Source organism: Caballeronia sp. ATUFL_M2_KS44, from assembly GCF_023630965.1.
Lineage (GTDB): Bacteria > Pseudomonadota > Gammaproteobacteria > Burkholderiales > Burkholderiaceae > Caballeronia > Caballeronia concitans.
On record NZ_JALQEA010000039.1, the window covers coordinates 332,956 to 346,505 of the forward strand.

Annotated in this window: 14 protein-coding genes; all 14 read left to right on the forward strand. The window is 65.1% G+C overall.

Going from position 1 to position 13,550, the window contains the following annotated elements; all coding sequences use genetic code 11:
• Positions 1 to 172 precede the first annotated feature (172 nt).
• Entirely contained in the window at positions 173 to 1,126 is a 954-nt protein-coding gene (locus NCR39_RS16875) for a MurR/RpiR family transcriptional regulator (RefSeq protein ID WP_250453219.1), read from the forward strand.
• Positions 1,123 to 2,091, forward strand: a complete 969-nt coding sequence (locus NCR39_RS16880; protein WP_250453220.1) for an isoaspartyl peptidase/L-asparaginase family protein — start codon at positions 1,123 to 1,125, stop codon at positions 2,089 to 2,091. The genes NCR39_RS16875 and NCR39_RS16880 overlap by 4 nt, the downstream gene beginning before the upstream one ends.
• Positions 2,088 to 3,989, forward strand: coding sequence for a dipeptide ABC transporter ATP-binding protein (locus NCR39_RS16885; protein WP_250453221.1), 1,902 nt, complete (start codon positions 2,088 to 2,090; stop codon positions 3,987 to 3,989). The genes NCR39_RS16880 and NCR39_RS16885 overlap by 4 nt, the downstream gene beginning before the upstream one ends.
• A gap of 52 nt (positions 3,990 to 4,041) precedes the next feature.
• Positions 4,042 to 5,598: a glutathione ABC transporter substrate-binding protein GsiB gene (gene gsiB, locus NCR39_RS16890; RefSeq protein WP_250453222.1), complete on the forward strand. Its 1,557-nt coding sequence runs from the start codon at positions 4,042 to 4,044 to the stop codon at positions 5,596 to 5,598.
• A 21-nt stretch (positions 5,599 to 5,619) separates the two neighbouring features.
• Complete coding sequence (gsiC, locus tag NCR39_RS16895; RefSeq protein WP_250453223.1) at positions 5,620 to 6,540, forward strand: glutathione ABC transporter permease GsiC; 921 nt, start codon at positions 5,620 to 5,622, stop codon at positions 6,538 to 6,540.
• Between the two features lie 7 nt (positions 6,541 to 6,547).
• On the forward strand, positions 6,548 to 7,438 hold the full coding sequence (gene gsiD, locus NCR39_RS16900; RefSeq protein ID WP_250453224.1) for a glutathione ABC transporter permease GsiD: 891 nt from the start codon (positions 6,548 to 6,550) through the stop codon (positions 7,436 to 7,438).
• Positions 7,438 to 8,460: a DmpA family aminopeptidase gene (locus NCR39_RS16905; protein ID WP_250453225.1), complete on the forward strand. Its 1,023-nt coding sequence runs from the start codon at positions 7,438 to 7,440 to the stop codon at positions 8,458 to 8,460. Before gsiD ends, NCR39_RS16905 begins: the two co-directional genes overlap by 1 nt.
• Positions 8,457 to 9,290 (forward strand): M55 family metallopeptidase, encoded by an 834-nt coding sequence (locus tag NCR39_RS16910; protein WP_250453226.1) that lies wholly within the window; start codon positions 8,457 to 8,459, stop codon positions 9,288 to 9,290. Before NCR39_RS16905 ends, NCR39_RS16910 begins: the two co-directional genes overlap by 4 nt.
• A 51-nt stretch (positions 9,291 to 9,341) precedes the next feature.
• Entirely contained in the window at positions 9,342 to 9,569 is a 228-nt protein-coding gene (locus tag NCR39_RS16915) for a hypothetical protein (RefSeq protein ID WP_250453227.1), read from the forward strand.
• A 9-nt stretch (positions 9,570 to 9,578) separates the two neighbouring features.
• Positions 9,579 to 9,956, forward strand: a complete 378-nt coding sequence (gene crcB / locus NCR39_RS16920) for a fluoride efflux transporter CrcB (protein ID WP_250453228.1) — start codon at positions 9,579 to 9,581, stop codon at positions 9,954 to 9,956.
• Between the two features lie 127 nt (positions 9,957 to 10,083).
• Positions 10,084 to 10,557 (forward strand): GNAT family N-acetyltransferase, encoded by a 474-nt coding sequence (locus NCR39_RS16925; protein ID WP_250453229.1) that lies wholly within the window; start codon positions 10,084 to 10,086, stop codon positions 10,555 to 10,557.
• Between the two features lie 131 nt (positions 10,558 to 10,688).
• On the forward strand, positions 10,689 to 12,227 hold the full coding sequence (hutH, locus tag NCR39_RS16930) for a histidine ammonia-lyase (RefSeq protein WP_250453230.1): 1,539 nt from the start codon (positions 10,689 to 10,691) through the stop codon (positions 12,225 to 12,227).
• A complete protein-coding gene (hutC, locus tag NCR39_RS16935; RefSeq protein ID WP_250453231.1) occupies positions 12,224 to 12,919 on the forward strand; it encodes a histidine utilization transcriptional repressor HutC in 696 nt (231 codons plus the stop codon). The genes hutH and hutC overlap by 4 nt, the downstream gene beginning before the upstream one ends.
• Complete coding sequence (locus tag NCR39_RS16940; RefSeq protein ID WP_250453232.1) at positions 12,919 to 13,485, forward strand: HutD/Ves family protein; 567 nt, start codon at positions 12,919 to 12,921, stop codon at positions 13,483 to 13,485. Before hutC ends, NCR39_RS16940 begins: the two co-directional genes overlap by 1 nt.
• Positions 13,486 to 13,550 lie beyond the last annotated feature (65 nt).

Here is a 13,550-nt window from a genome sequence, read left to right on the forward strand (position 1 = left end):
ATGTGAGCGCGGAAAACGATGCGTCCCGTATTGTGCATGAACGTGCGGCGAGGAATCGGCGGGGCGCGCGGCCTTATCGAAAACCCCAGTTCGATGAAAATGAATTTTTTTCGGCGGCGGTTTTGGGTAAACATGCTTTCATTGCGACTTCCGATGAGCGTGCCGCCGCATCATGTCCCGCCGTTCCCCGGTCCTCCCGCCGATCAGCGCCGATGAATCGATTTCGGCGCGCATCGCCGCCGCCATGCCGATGCTCACGCCGATTCATCAGCGCATGGGCGCGTTCGTGACGGCCAATCTGTTTCGCTCGGCGACGATGCGCATCGACGAATTCGCCGCCGCGGTCGGCGCGTCGATCGCGAGCGCGAACCGCTTCGCGCGGGCGCTCGGCTTCTCCGGCTATCCGGCGTTTCGCGATGCGCTCGTGCGCGGCTTCGAAGCGACCATCGCGCCGGTCGAACGGCTGCGCTCGTCGGTTCAGACGCCCGCGAACGGCGCACAGGTGTTCGAGGCGTCGCTGGATCAGGCGGCGTCGAACGTGCGGCTTGCGCAGACATCGGTCGATGCCGCGAAGGCCGACGCGCTCGTCGACGCCATTCTCAAGGCGCAGCGCGTGTTCGTGCTCGGCTACGGCGCGAGCGCGTTTCTCGCGGGCTTGATGGAGCACGGCCTCACGCCGTATTGCGCGAACGTGCAGTCGCTGGCGCTGGGCGGCGGCCCGTCGCACGCGGCGCGGCGGCTCTTCACCGCGACGCGCGACGATCTGCTCGTCGCGATTGCGTTCCCGCGTTATGTCGACGACACCATCACGCTCGCGCGACAGGCTCGCGAACATGGCGTGCGCGTCGTCGCGCTGACCGACAGCGCCGCGTCGCCGCTCGTGCGCATCGCGGATCTCGTGCTCACGATCCGCGCCGAACGCCGGCTCGCCGCGAATTGCGATACGGCCGTGCTCGCGGTCATCGAAGCGCTGTGCGACGCGGTTGCGCATCGCGCGAAACGATCGGTCGAAGCGGCGTCCGGGCTCGCGGAATTCGTGCTGCCGTGGCTTGCCGCGCCGTCCGTCGTGCATGGCGCGAGCGCATCTTCCAAACGACAACTTCAAACGGAGCCGCGCGAAACATGAGCGCCATTCCAGTCATCGCCATTCACGGCGGCGCGGGCACCATCCTGCGCTCGGCCATGAACCCCGAGACCGAAGCGCGCTATCACGCGGCGCTGGCCGACGTGCTGCGCGCGGGCGAACGCATTCTCGCCGATGGCGGCAGCGCGCTCGATGCCGTCACCGAAGCCGTGCGCCTGCTCGAAAACTGTCCGTTTTTCAACGCGGGCCACGGCGCGGTGTTCACGGCGGCGGGCACGCATGAACTCGACGCATCGATCATGGACGGCGCCACGCTCGACGCCGGCGCGATCAGCTGCGTGACGCGCCTGAGGAACCCGGTGCTGACCGCGCGCCGCGTGCTGGACGTGAGCGAGCACGTGATGTTCACCGGTGAAGGCGCGGAAGCGTTCGCGCTGGAACATGGACTCGATTTCGTGGAGCCGTCGTACTTTCATACCGATGCGCGCTATCAGCAATGGCTGAAGGCGCGCGGCACGTCGCGCACGCTGCTGGATCACGATGCGGCGTCGCAGGCGGCGGGCGAAGACGATGTCATCGATCCGACGAAGAAGTTCGGCACGGTAGGCGCCGTCGCGCTCGATGCGAACGGTCATCTGGCCGCCGCGACATCGACGGGCGGCGTCACGAACAAACAGGCCGGGCGCGTCGGCGATGCGCCGTTGATCGGCGCGGGCTGCTATGCGAACGATGCGACCTGCGCCGTATCGACGACCGGCACGGGCGAGATGTTCATCCGCATGCTCGCCGCTTACGACGTGTCCGCGCAGATGGAGTATCGCGGGTCGACGCTTGAAGACGCCGCGCGCGATGTCGTGATGAACAAGCTGCCGCGCATCGAGGGACGCGGCGGTCTCGTCGCCGTCGATGGGAAGGGCAACGTCACGCTGCCGTTCAATACGGAGGGCATGTATCGCGGCTACGCGCGCGTGGGTGAAGAACCCGTCACGGCGATCTACCGCTCATGACCACGACGCCCAACATGCCTGATTCGCGCGTGATCGACGTGCGCGATCTGTCGGTCACGTTCCGTTCGCGCTCGCGGACCGTCGAAGCCGTGCGCGGCATCTCGTTCGCGGTGGATCGCGGCGAGACGCTCGCGATCGTCGGCGAATCGGGATCGGGCAAGTCGGTGACATCGCTTGCGCTGATGCGCCTCGTCGAACACGGCGGCGGCGCGATTGCGTCGGGCAGCATCGCGTTCAGGCGACGCAATGGCAACGTGCTCGATCTCGCGCGCGCGTCGTCCGCGACGATGCGAACCGTGCGCGGCGCGGACATCGCGATGATCTTTCAGGAGCCGATGACATCGCTCAATCCGGTCTTCACCGTGGGCGATCAGATCGCTGAAGCCATCTCCCTGCATCAGGGCAAGAGCCATTCGGAAGCGCGTCAGGAAGTCTTGCGTCTGCTCGATCTCGTGCGCATTCCCGAAGCGCGCCGCGTGTTCGGGCGCTATCCGCATCAGCTTTCGGGCGGCATGCGTCAGCGCGTGATGATCGCGATGGCGCTTTCATGCAAGCCCGCACTCCTGATCGCCGACGAGCCGACGACCGCGCTCGACGTGACCATTCAGGCGCAGATTCTGCAACTCGTGCGCGGCCTGCAGGATGAAATGAACATGGGTGTGATCTTCATCACGCACGACATGGGCGTGGTTGCCGAAGTGGCGGATCGCGTGCTCGTGATGTATCGCGGGCAAAAAGTGGAAGAGGCGGCATCCGATGAAGTATTTCGGACGCCGAAACATCCGTACACGCGCGCGCTGCTCGCCGCCGTGCCGACGCTCGGCGCGATGCAGGGCACCGATCGTCCCGCGAAGTTTCCGATCGTCGAAGTCGAGCCGGTGGATGCCGCGCCCGACGATGCGAGCGCGCTGCGGCCATCGGCGGCGGTGGAGCATCAGGTGCAGCCGGCCGTCGACGAAAGCAGTCCGCCCATTCTGCGCGTGCGCGATCTCGTCACGCGCTTTCCCGTGAAAACAGGGCTTTTCGGGCGCACGACCGCCGCGGTTCATGCGGTCGAACGCGTGAGCTTCGACTTGCGTCAGGGCGAGACGCTTGCGCTCGTCGGCGAATCGGGCTGCGGAAAATCGACGACGGGACGTTCGCTGTTGAGGCTCGTCGAAAGCCAGAGCGGTTCCATCGAATTCGACGGACGCGACATCAGCGCGTTGCACGGTCCTGAATTGCAGGCTCTGCGCCGCAATATCCAGTTCATTTTTCAGGACCCGTTCGCGTCGCTGAATCCGCGTCTCACGGTCGGATTCTCGGTGATGGAGCCGCTGCTCGTGCATGGCGTCGCGAGCGGAAAGGAAGCGCAGGCGCGCGTCGACTGGCTGCTCGATAAAGTCGGCTTGCCGCCGGAAGCCGCGCAGCGTTATCCGCATGAGTTTTCCGGCGGACAGCGGCAGCGCATCGCGATTGCGCGTGCGCTCGCGTTGAATCCGAAGGTCGTCATCGCCGATGAATCCGTCTCCGCGCTCGATGTCTCCGTGCGCGCGCAGATCGTCAATCTCATGCTCGATCTGCAGCGCGAACTGGGCGTCGCGTATCTGTTCATCTCACACGACATGGCGGTGGTGGAACGCGTGAGCCATCGCGTCGCGGTGATGTATCTCGGGCAGATCGTCGAGATCGGGCCGCGCGCCGCCGTGTTCGAAGCGCCGCGTCATCCGTACACGCGCAAGCTGATGAGCGCGGTGCCCGTTGCCGATCCCGCGCGCCGTCATGCGAAGCGCATGCTCGCCGCCGATGAGATTCCGAGCCCCATACGCCAGCTCGGCGACGAGCCGATCGTCGCGAAGCTCGTCGCGGTCGGGCCGGATCATTACGTCGCCGAACATCATGTCGGCGGCGCCTATTAGGTTTTCCAGAAGCACATCGTAGCGAACCATAAATCAAGCAAAGGAGTTCACGATGCCGTCCTCTCGTCCCTTCAACCTGCGCACGCTCGTCGCCGCAAGCGCAGTCGCTTCGATCATCGCGCTCGGTCCGGTGACCGCGCATGCGCAAAGCACCGCGGTCATGGCGGTCGCCTCGACCTTCACGACGCTCGATCCCTACGATGCCAACGACACGCTCTCGCAAGCCGTGGCGAAGTCGTTCTATCAAGGGCTTTTCGGCTTCGACAAGGACATGAAGATCCAGAATGTCCTCGCGACGAGCTACGAAGCGAGTCCCGACGCGAAGGTCTACACCATCCATCTTCGCCAGGGCGTGAAGTTCCACGACGGCACGGACTTCAATGCGCAAGCGGTGAAGGCATCGCTGGATCGCGTGATCGATCCGGCGAACAAGCTCAAGCGCTATAACCTGTTCAACAAGATCGACAAGACCGAAGTCATCGATCCGTACACGGTCAAAATCACGCTGAAGATTCCGTTCTCCGCGTTCATCAACGTGCTTGCGCATCCGTCGGCGGTGATGATGTCGCCGGCCGCGATTCAGAAGTACGGCAAGGACATCGCGTTTCATCCGGTCGGCACGGGACCGTTCGAGTTCGTGGAATGGAAACAGACCGACGATCTCAAGGTCAAGAAGTTCGCGGGCTACTGGAAGAAGGGCTATCCGAAGATCGACATGATCGACTGGAAGCCGGTCGTCGATAACAACACGCGCGCCGCGCTCATGCAGACGGGCGAAGCGGACTTCGCGTTCCAGGTGCCGTTCGAGCAGGCCGCCGCGCTCAAGACGAGCCCGAAGGTCGATCTGATCGCCGCGCCTTCCATCATTGCGCGCTACATCAGCATGAACATGAACCAGAAGCCCTTCGACAACCCGAAGGTGCGCGAGGCGCTCAACTACGCGATCAACAAGGAAGCGCTCGTGAAGGTCGCGTTCGCGGGCTACGCGGTGCCGTCCGAGGGCGTCGTGCCGCCGGGCGTGGACTACGCGACGAAGCTCGGTCCGTGGAAATACGATCCGGCGAAGGCGCGCGAGTTGCTGAAGGAAGCGGGCTATCCGAACGGCTTCGAAACGACGCTATGGTCCGGCTACAACTACACGACCGCGCAGAAGATCATCCAGTTCGTGCAGCAGCAGCTCGCGCAAGTGGGCGTGAAGGCGTCGGTCGAGGCGCTCGAAGCGGGGCAGCGCGTGCAGCGTGTCGATAGCGCGCCCGATCCGGCCACGGCGCCCGTGCGCATGTACTACATCGGCTGGTCGTCGTCGACAGGCGAAGCGGACTGGGCGATATCGCCGCTGCTCGGCAGTTCGTCGATGCCGCCGAAGCTCGCGAACACGGCCTACTACAAGAACGATAACGTCGATGCCGACTTGCAGAAGGCGCTCGCCACGACCGACCGCACCGAGAAAGCCGCGCTCTATGCCGACGCGCAAAAGCGCATCTGGGCCGATGCGCCGTGGATCTTCCTCGTCACGGAGAAAGTGGTCTATGCGCGCAGCAAGCGGCTGTCCGGCGCGTACGTGATGCCCGACGGTTCGTTCAATTTCGACGAAATCGCCCTCAAGTAACCGTTATAGCCGTCCGACACGATGCTCAACTTTCTCGCGAAACGTCTGCTCGGTCTGCTGCCGACGCTTTTCATCGTCGCGGTGCTGGTCTTTCTGTTCGTTCACCTCTTGCCCGGCGATCCCGCGCGGCTTGCCGCGGGCGCCGAAGCGGACGAAGCGACGGTGGCGCTCGTGCGTGCCGATCTCGGTCTCGACAAGCCCTTGCCGCAGCAACTGGTGAACTTCTTCAGCAAGGTCGTGCATTTCGACTTCGGCATGTCGACGCGCAGCAAGCGGCCCGTCAGCACGGAAATCGCGGAACGCTTCATGCCGACGCTATGGCTCACGCTCGCCAGCATGGCGTGGGCCGTGGTGTTCGGCATGGCGATCGGCATCGTGTCGGCGGTGTGGCGCAACCAATGGCCGGATCGCATCGGCATGACGCTCGCGGTGTCGGGCATATCGTTTCCGGCGTTCGCGCTCGGCATGCTGCTCATCGAGATCTTTTCGGTGAAGCTCGGCTGGCTGCCTATCGTCGGCGACGGCACGTGGCAAAGCTATGTGCTTCCGTCGCTCACGCTCGGCGCGGCGGTGGCCGCCGTCATGGCGCGCTTCACGCGGGCATCGTTCGTCGAAGTGCTGGGCGAAGACTTCGTGCGTACCGCGCGCGCGAAGGGCGTGCATGAGCCGATGGTCATCGTGAAGCACTGTCTGCGCAACGCGATGATTCCCGTCGTCACGATGATGGGCCTGCAGTTCGGCTTCCTGCTCGGCGGCTCGATCGTCGTGGAGAAGGTGTTCAACTGGCCGGGGCTCGGACGTCTGCTCGTGGATGCCGTCGAAATGCGCGACTATCCGGTGATCCAGGCGGAAGTGCTGCTGTTTTCGCTGGAGTTCATCGTCATCAATCTGGTGGTGGACGTGCTGTATGCGGTCATCAACCCGACCATCCGATTCAAGTGAGGACCGCATGAGCGTCACCGCCCCCATCGCGAAGAACGCGCAGCAGGAAGTCCGCACGCCGTGGACCGAGTTCTGGCGCAAGTTCAAGCAGCAGCATGTCGCGCTGATCGCAGCGGTGTTCGTGCTGCTGCTCGTGGTGATCGCGATCATCGCGCCGTATATCGCGCCTTACGATCCCGAGAACTACTTCGATTACGACGCGCTCAACGCGGGGCCATCGGCTGCGCACTGGTTCGGCGTCGATTCGCTGGGCCGCGATATCCTGAGCCGCATTCTCGTCGGCAGCCGCATTTCGTTGACGGCGGGTCTGGTGAGCGTCGTGATCGGCGCGATCATCGGCACGTTCTTCGGCCTGCTCGCGGGCTATTACGAAGGCTGGTGGGATCGCATCGTCATGCGCATATCCGACGTGCTGTTCGCGTTCCCCGGCATTCTGCTCGCCATCGGCGTGGTCGCCATTCTCGGCAACGGCATGGTGAACGTGGTGTTCGCGGTCGCCATCTTCAGCATCCCCGCGTTCGCGCGGCTCGTGCGCGGCAACACGCTCGCGCTCAAACATCTCACGTATATCGAGGCGGCGCGCAGCATCGGCGCGTCGGACTGGACCATCATCGTGCGGCACATTTTGCCGGGCACGATATCGTCGGTGGTCGTGTACTTCACGATGCGCATCGGCACGTCGATCATCACGGCGGCGAGCCTCTCGTTCCTGGGTCTGGGCGCGCAGCCGCCGACGCCCGAGTGGGGCGCGATGCTCAACGAAGCGCGCGCCGACATGACGATGGCCCCGCACGTCGCCGTCTTCCCGAGCCTCGCGATCTTCCTGACGGTGCTCGCGTTCAATCTGCTGGGCGACGGCTTGCGCGACGCGCTCGATCCGAAGCTCGATCGCCCGTGATGCACGCACCGCATATCGGCTCGATGGAAGCGGGTGCGCGCGGCAGTATCGCGGATGTCGCGGGCGTGAGCGTCGGGCATTGCACGTTGAATGACGGCGACGTGCAGACCGGCGTGACCGTCGTGCGTCCGCATGAAGGCGACGTGTATCGCGACAAGGTGCCCGCCGCGTCGTGCGTGATCAACGGCTTCGGCAAGAGCACCGGTCTCGTTCAGGTCGATGAACTCGGCGTGCTCGAAACGCCTATCGCGCTGACCAATACGTTCGGCGTCGGCACCGTGGCGAATGCGCAGATTAGTTCGGCATGCGAAATAAATGCGATGATCGGGCGCGACTGGCCCAGCGTGAATCCGCTCGTCTTCGAATGCAACGACGGCTATCTGAACGACATGCAGGCGTTCGCCGTCGAAGAAGCGCATTACCGCGATGCGCTCGCCGCCTGTTCGCAGGACTTCGCACGCGGCGCGGTCGGCGCAGGACGCGGGATGTCGTGCTTCGAGCTGAAGGGCGGCATCGGCACCGCGTCGCGTGTCGCGCATATCGAAGGGCGCACGTACACCACCGGTGCGCTCGTGCTCGCCAATTTCGGGCGCCTGCCGCAACTTGCTATCGCGGGCGATTGCATTGGACGCCGCCTTCACGCGGCGAAGCAAACGAAGATCGCGCCCGAACAAGGCTCGATCATCATGCTGATCGCCACCGACGCGCCGCTCGATTCGCGCCAGCTTCGCCGCCTCGCGATGCGTGCCGCCGCCGGCCTCGCGCGCACCGGCTCCGTTTATGGACACGGCAGCGGCGATATCGCGCTGGCGTTCTCGACCGCATACACCATCGCGCATGACGCCGCGTTCATCGCGATGCCGCCCTTGCTCGGCGACGCGTTCATCGATCCGCTGTTTCAGGCCGCCGCCGACAGCATCGAACAGGCCATTCTCGATGCGCTTTTCAGCGCGGAAAGCGTGACGGGCCGCGACGGTCATCGCCGGATATCGCTAACGGATGCATTGAAGACGCAATCATGAAAGTGCTCATCTCGACGGACATCGAAGGCATCGCGGGCGTCTTTCATCCGGAGCAGACGCGGCCCGGCAACGCCGAGTACGAACAGGCGCGCCGCTGGATGACGCACGAAGCCAACGCCGCCGCGCAAGGCGCTTTCGATGCGGGCGCAACGCAAGTCTGGATCAACGATTCGCACGGCGGCTTTCGCAACCTGTTGCCCGATGCGCTCGATCCACGCGTGCGGATCGTGCTCGGCAAGCCGCGCATGCTCGGCATGATGGCGGGGCTGGAGGCATCGCCGGATCTCGTGTTCATGATCGGCTATCACGCGCGGGCGCAGAGCCTCGGCATCCTCGCGCACACCATCAACAGCTTCGCGTTCGCGCGCGTGACGATTAATGGCGAAGAGGCCGGCGAAGCGGCGCTCTACGGCCGGCTCGCGCAGGAACGCGGCGCGCGCGTGGCGCTCCTCACGGGCGACGACGTCTTCGGCGGCGAGACCTTGCCCGCGTTTCCCGGCGCGCGCTTTCTGTGCGTGAAGACCGCGCACGGCTATTCGAGCGGCGTGACCGAAACGCCCGCCGCCGCATGCGAAGCCATTCGCCGCGCGGCGCGGGAAGTGGTCGAATCGGGGCTTGCGTCTCCCGCGACGAAGCCGCGCGCACCGGACACGCTCATCGAAACGCGCTGCGAAGTGCGCGTGCAAACCACGGCGCTCGCCGATCTCTTCAGCCAGTGGCCGGCGCTGGAACGTATCGACGCCGTCACGATCGCGTTCGACGCAGCGAGCGCGGAAGACGTGATCCGCACGCTCAATTGCCTCTCGGCAATGTCGTTCATGTTACGGTGACAGGCCGAAGTATCGTTAGAATGCCGATATTGGCTTTCGCAGGCGGCGTACATGCATCACGTGAAGCTCGAACACAACGACGACAGCGCGCTCGATCCCGCGGATCCCGATCTCGTGATGCGCGGCTCGCTCATCATCGACGGCCACGAGGCAGGCTCATGGGAAGCGCGGCGCGACGGCACGTGGGCGGCGCATCTGCGGCATGAGAAAGGATGGATTGTCGAGCAAAGCCGCGATGCGCTCATCGAGCGGCTCGCCCACTTTCATTCAGATAACTAAGCTTAATTCATGTACCTGTCGATCATCGCCGTGGGAATCGGCGGCGGCCTCGGTTCGCTGCTCAGATGGGCGCTCGGTCTGCGCCTGAACGCAGTCTTTCCGAACCTGCCGCTCGGCACCTTCACGGCGAACGTCGTCGCGGGGTACATCATCGGCGTGGCGGTCGCCTTCTTCGCGCGCTTTCCGGATATCCCGGTCGAATGGCGGCTCTTCGTCATCACCGGATTGATGGGCGGCCTGTCCACGTTCTCGACGTTTTCCGCGGAAGTCGTCGCGCATCTCGAACAGGGACGGCTCGGCTGGGCGCTCGTCGAAATCGCGGCGCACGTGGGCGCGTCGCTCGTGATGACGGCGCTCGGCATCGCGACCGTCGCCGCCGCGAGCTGACTTCGCCACACCTTTTGGCGATTGCCCCGCGCATGTTCCCTACAATTGCCTCCCGCGTCCTCGACGCTCCACGCTTCGCTGCGCCTGCAGCGGCTTTATCCTTGACCGCAAGAAGATGGTGAAATACATGCCCGAGTTCCCGCTTATCGAAATCAGACCGTACCGGGCGAGTGATCTCGACGGCGTCATCGATCTGTTTCTGCGCGCGGTGCGCGAGACGGCATCGGCCGATTACAACCAGAAACAGATCGACGTGTGGGCGCAAGCCGACCCCGACGAATGGGCGCTCGCCCGTGCAAACCGCCCGACGTGGGTCGCGTTCACGGACGGCCAGCTCGCGGGCTTCGCCGATCTGGAAAGCACCGGGCTCATCGACATGATGTTCGTGCACCCGGAGCACCAGCGCAAAGGCGTGGCGACCGCGCTGCTCGCGCGCATCGAAGCGGAAGCGGACGAAGCCGGCATTCAGGTTCTGCACACGTACGCCAGCGCGACCGCCCAGCCGTTCTTCGAATACTGCGGCTTCAAGATGCTGCTCGCGCGCGCCGTCACCGTGCGCGGCCAGCGCTTCGTGCAGTTCGTCATGGAGAAGATGCTGTGACGCTCGCGTCATCTGTATAGACAAGGCGATCCCGACTCCGGGTTTCTTCTCGGTGGATTCCCGGATTTCCCCTTGTTTCGCCGTTTATGCCCGTTTAGACTGGCGTCTGACTTGTATAGACAGGACGGAACATGATTACGCTGACGCCCGGAAAACTCACGCTGCCGCAACTGCGCCGCATCGCGCGCGGCTCCGACTCGCTGCGCCTCGATCCGGCGAGCTTCGACGCCATCGACGCGAGCGCGCGCGCCGTCGCGGCCATCGCCGCCAAGGGCGATCCCGCTTACGGCATCAACACGGGCTTCGGGCGGCTCGCCAACACGCATATTCCCGCCGATCAACTTGAACTGCTGCAGCGCAACCTGGTGCTGTCGCACGCGGTGGGCGTCGGCGAGCCGATGTCCCGTCCGGTCGTGCGGCTCCTGATGGCGCTCAAGCTGTCGAGCCTCGGGCGCGGTCATTCGGGCATCCGCCGCGAAGTCATCGACGCGCTCATCACGCTGTTCAACGCCGACGTGCTGCCGGTCATCCCGGTGAAGGGATCGGTCGGCGCATCGGGCGATCTCGCGCCGCTCGCGCATATGTCGACGGTGCTGCTCGGCATCGGCGAAGTCATGGTGCGCGGCGAGCGGGCGAGCGCGCTCGACGGCCTCGCGGTCGCCGGCCTCAAGCCGCTCACGCTGCAGGCGAAAGAAGGGCTCGCGCTTTTGAACGGCACGCAGGCGTCGGCGGCGCTCGCGCTCTACAACCTCTTCGCGATCGAAGACCTGTTCCGCACCGGGCTCGTCGCGGGCGCGCTTTCGGTGGATGCGGCGGCGGGTTCCGTCGTTCCGTTCGATGCGCGCATCCACGAACTGCGCGGGCATCGCGGGCAGATGGACGCGGCAGCGGCGTATCGCACGTTGCTGGAAGGCTCGGGCATCAATTTGTCGCATGCGGATTGCGAGAAGGTGCAGGACCCGTACAGCCTGCGCTGCCAGCCGCAGGTGATGGGCGCGTGCCTCGACCAGATGCGCCACGCGGCGGACGTGCTCATGATCGAAGCGAACGCCGTCTCCGACAATCCGCTGATCTTCCCCGATACCGGCGAAGTGCTGTCCGGCGGCAATTTCCACGCGGAGCCGGTTGCGTTCGCCGCCGACAATCTCGCGCTGGCCGCAGCCGAAATCGGCGCGCTGGCCGAGCGCCGCATCGCGCTCCTGATCGACGCGACGCTGTCCGGCCTGCCGCCGTTCCTCGTGCGCGACGGCGGCGTGAACTCCGGCTTCATGATCGCGCATGTGACGGCGGCGGCGCTGGCATCGGAGAACAAGACGCTCGCGCATCCCGCTTCCGTCGATTCCTTGCCGACTTCCGCGAATCAGGAAGACCACGTTTCGATGGCCACGTTCGCCGCGCGCAAGCTCGGCGACATCGCCAGCAACACGGCCAACATTCTCGCGATCGAACTGCTCGCGGCGGCGCAGGGCGTCGATCTGCGCGCGCCGCACAAGACGAGCGCGCGCCTCGCCGACGTGATGAACACGCTGCGCGGTCGCGTCGCGCATTACGATCTGGATCACTACTTCGCGCCCGACATCGCCGCCATTGCGACGCTCGTTCAGGACGGCGAGATCGCGAAGCACAGCCCGTTTTCCTTTGCATCCGAAGCGGTGGAAGCGAGCGCATGAACACGCCCGCGTATCAGGAAATCAAGGATTACATCCTCGGGCGCATTCACGTCGGCGAGTGGAAGGAGGGCGATCAGGTGCCTTCCGAAAACGAGCTTGCGCGCGAATTCAAGGTCGCGCGCATGACGGTGAACCGCGCGCTGCGCGAACTGACGGCGGAGCAGGTGCTCACGCGCGTGCAGGGCGCGGGGACGTTCGTCGCGCAGCCGAAGTACGCGTCGACGCTCGTGGAGATTCGCAGCATTTCCGATGAAATCGTCGCGCGCGGGCATGCGTATCGCGCGGAGGTGCTGCATCTGGGGGCATCCATCGTCGATGAAACGCTCGCCGCCGAAATGCAGCTCGCGCCCGGCAGTCCCGTGTTCCATTCGCGCGTGCTGCACTTCGAGAACGACGAGCCGGTGCAACTCGAGGAGCGTTACGTGAGTCCCACGCTCGCGCCGGAATACGCGCGGCAGGATTTCACGACGATCACGCCGAATCAGTACCTGATGACCGCCGCGCCGCTGCAGCGCGTGGAGTACCGGATCGAGGCGGCGGTGCCGTCGGCGGAAATTCGTCAGGCGCTCGCGATGGCCGAGCACGAGCCGTGTCTCATGCTGCATCGGCGGACGTGGTCGCGCGACGCGGTGGCGTCGGTCGCTAATCTCTGGCATCCGGGCGACCGCTACCAGTTCACGGGGCATTTCTGATGCCGACGATCCTCCGCGCCGCTTCGCTCGCCGACGTGCCTTGGAAGAACGGCGGCGGCGTCACGCGCGAGATCGCGGCGGGTCCGCCGGGCGCGTCGCTGGATGCGTTCGCGTGGCGGCTGTCGGTCGCGGATGTATCGGCGGATGGGGCGTTTTCCGCCTTCGCCGGCGTGGACCGCGTGCTCGTGCTGCTGGGTGGCGCCGGGATGCGGCTCGCCGAAGCGGGCGGGCGCGCGCATGTGCTCGAAGAGCCGCTCGCAATCGCGCGCTTTGCCGGCGAAACGCCGATTCACGCGAGCCTGATCGACGGCCCGACGCGCGATTTCAACGTGATGGTGCGGCGCGACCGGGCGCGGGCGTTGGTGGAGGTTCGGCGCGGCGCGCGGTGCGGGATCGGCGCCGAGCACGATCTCACGTTCGTTCATTGCGTGAGCGGCAGTCTCGCGGTAGATGTGGATCAAATCACGCTCGGCCCCGGCGATACGCTGCGCACCGATCGCGCGGCGTTGGGCGTCGAAGCCGCGGTCGATTGCGCGTGGCTGCACATCGGCATCGATCTGCTTTGAGGGCATCGGGAGACACGACATGAACTTGTTCTTCGCCGCACACGCGCACCTGCCGGACAGCGATG

Bases quoted from the DNA above. Each gene is read 5' to 3' on its own strand.
- NCR39_RS16910 (WP_250453226.1), top strand. From the start codon at position 8,457: ATGAAAGTGCTCATCTCGACGGACATCGAAGGCATCGCGGGCGTCTTT.
- hutC (WP_250453231.1), top strand. From the start codon at position 12,224: ATGAACACGCCCGCGTATCAGGAAATCAAGGATTACATCCTCGGGCGC.
- NCR39_RS16880 (WP_250453220.1), top strand. From the start codon at position 1,123: ATGAGCGCCATTCCAGTCATCGCCATTCACGGCGGCGCGGGCACCATC.
- hutH (WP_250453230.1), top strand. From the start codon at position 10,689: ATGATTACGCTGACGCCCGGAAAACTCACGCTGCCGCAACTGCGCCGC.
- NCR39_RS16925 (WP_250453229.1), top strand. From the start codon at position 10,084: ATGCCCGAGTTCCCGCTTATCGAAATCAGACCGTACCGGGCGAGTGAT.
- NCR39_RS16875 (WP_250453219.1), top strand. From the start codon at position 173: ATGTCCCGCCGTTCCCCGGTCCTCCCGCCGATCAGCGCCGATGAATCG.
- gsiC (WP_250453223.1), top strand. From the start codon at position 5,620: ATGCTCAACTTTCTCGCGAAACGTCTGCTCGGTCTGCTGCCGACGCTT.
- NCR39_RS16905 (WP_250453225.1), top strand. From the start codon at position 7,438: ATGCACGCACCGCATATCGGCTCGATGGAAGCGGGTGCGCGCGGCAGT.
- gsiD (WP_250453224.1), top strand. From the start codon at position 6,548: ATGAGCGTCACCGCCCCCATCGCGAAGAACGCGCAGCAGGAAGTCCGC.
- NCR39_RS16915 (WP_250453227.1), top strand. From the start codon at position 9,342: ATGCATCACGTGAAGCTCGAACACAACGACGACAGCGCGCTCGATCCC.
- NCR39_RS16940 (WP_250453232.1), top strand. From the start codon at position 12,919: ATGCCGACGATCCTCCGCGCCGCTTCGCTCGCCGACGTGCCTTGGAAG.
- gsiB (WP_250453222.1), top strand. From the start codon at position 4,042: ATGCCGTCCTCTCGTCCCTTCAACCTGCGCACGCTCGTCGCCGCAAGC.
- crcB (WP_250453228.1), top strand. From the start codon at position 9,579: ATGTACCTGTCGATCATCGCCGTGGGAATCGGCGGCGGCCTCGGTTCG.
- NCR39_RS16885 (WP_250453221.1), top strand. From the start codon at position 2,088: ATGACCACGACGCCCAACATGCCTGATTCGCGCGTGATCGACGTGCGC.